This window comes from Pediococcus stilesii (assembly GCF_001437075.1).
GTDB lineage: Bacteria > Bacillota > Bacilli > Lactobacillales > Lactobacillaceae > Pediococcus > Pediococcus stilesii.
Genome location: NZ_JQBX01000040.1, coordinates 1 through 1,589, shown reverse-complemented (window position 1 = coordinate 1,589; position 1,589 = coordinate 1). Strand labels below are relative to the sequence as shown.

Annotated in this window: 1 protein-coding gene; it reads left to right on the top strand. The window is 35.8% G+C overall.

Features of this window, described 5'->3' with window-relative positions; genetic code table 11:
• Positions 1 to 207: 207 nt before the first annotated feature.
• Positions 208 to 1,548 (top strand): MFS transporter, encoded by a 1,341-nt coding sequence (locus tag IV81_RS09135; RefSeq protein ID WP_057804417.1) that lies wholly within the window; start codon positions 208 to 210, stop codon positions 1,546 to 1,548.
• Positions 1,549 to 1,589 lie beyond the last annotated feature (41 nt).

The following is a 1,589-nucleotide window of genomic DNA, read 5'->3' as shown; positions in this document are numbered from 1 at the left end:
ATACACTGATTTTTAAAAGTCGTCAATACTTTTGTTACATTTAATTTTATTGACATAGATAGTAAGCCATCATTCAGCTTAAAACACTGTTAAAATAAGGGTTTCCATTGATGTTTTTCAAACTAAATTACAATTTCACCTTTACATAAATCCCCTTCTGGTGTAGTTTAGAATCGTTATAAAATAGATAAAGGAGCGCAATTATATATGAATTTATCCAAAAAACAGCATTTTTGGTTTATTACAACCCTATTAATCGGTACCTTTACAATGTCAATTAGTCAGTCATCCCTTTCAACGGCTTATCCGACCTTCATGCATTATTTTAACTTACCAGCCAGCACAGTATCTTGGCTAACAACGGGATTCATGTTAATTATGTCCGTTGTTATGCCTTTATCCCCCTGGATGTTAAATAACTTGAGCTTTAAAAAAATGTACTTAAGTCTTCTAGCCATCTTTATCGTTGGTACTTTCATAATCATTTTCTCAAAAACATTCATATTAATGATGATCGGTCGTTTAATGGAAGGTTTTGCCGTAGGAGTATTATTTCCTACATATCAGTCAGTTATTTTACAGGTAACTCCGCTTGAAGAACGTGGGACCACAATGGGAACCGTTGGACTAGTTATGGGCTCGGCATTAGCAGTCGGACCGATTTTATCGGGAGTAATCTTACAAATATTTAATTGGCAATCGATTTTTATTTTCTTCAATATTTTACTAATACTTGTTGCATTACTCGCTTCTAGAACAATCGTTAATCCGATCATTACTAAAAAATCAAGCCTAGATGTGACCTCCGTTATCTTTTCCATGGGAATTATTGGATTACTCTACTTTATTAACGAAATTGCAAAGCAAGGTTTCACAAACTTTTTAATCATTGTTTTATTAGTTTCGATTATAATGCTTGGTTTATTTATTCGTCGCCAATTTAAGCTTAGTGAACCCCTTTTACACCTTGAAATAATGAAAACAATTAACTTTGATTTAGGGGTTGCGCTAACCGCTCTATCATACATGTCATTAATTACGGTCACCATTGTTATGCCACTTTATTTCCAACAAATTTTAAATCTGTCTCCTTTTTGGTCCGGTTTGGCCCTAGTTCCCGCGGCCGCATTGCTTTCATGGCTCAATCGGCGTAGCGGTCGACTTGCGGATCGAATTGGTTTCAAACCAGTCGTACTAATTGGTATTCTCATCTTCATTGTTGGATGGTCTCTAATGATCTTAAACGTTATGGTACAAAATCTATTGCTCGCAATTCTTGCAACAATGGTCGTTGAGGCCGGAAATGCGTTCGTGATGATGCCTGCAACGACTTTAGCAGCCAATTCTCTTCCGGATCCATTAATCCCACATGGATCATCAATCATTGCTACAATTCGACAGGTACTTGGTTCGACCGCCGTTGTAATTGCCACTGTTATTCTTGGAAAAAACAACTTTATTGGCGTATTTATATTTTTCCTTCTGCTAGAACTACTAGCTTTAGTTTTCGCCTTTAAAATAAAAGAACATCATCCTTCTAATAGGTAAATAAAAAGGTTACGACAATGACCTGTACCCCAGAAGTTAAA

Excerpts from the sequence above, each read along its gene's own strand:
- IV81_RS09135 (WP_057804417.1), top strand. The coding sequence starts at position 208 with ATGAATTTATCCAAAAAACAGCATTTTTGGTTTATTACAACCCTATTA.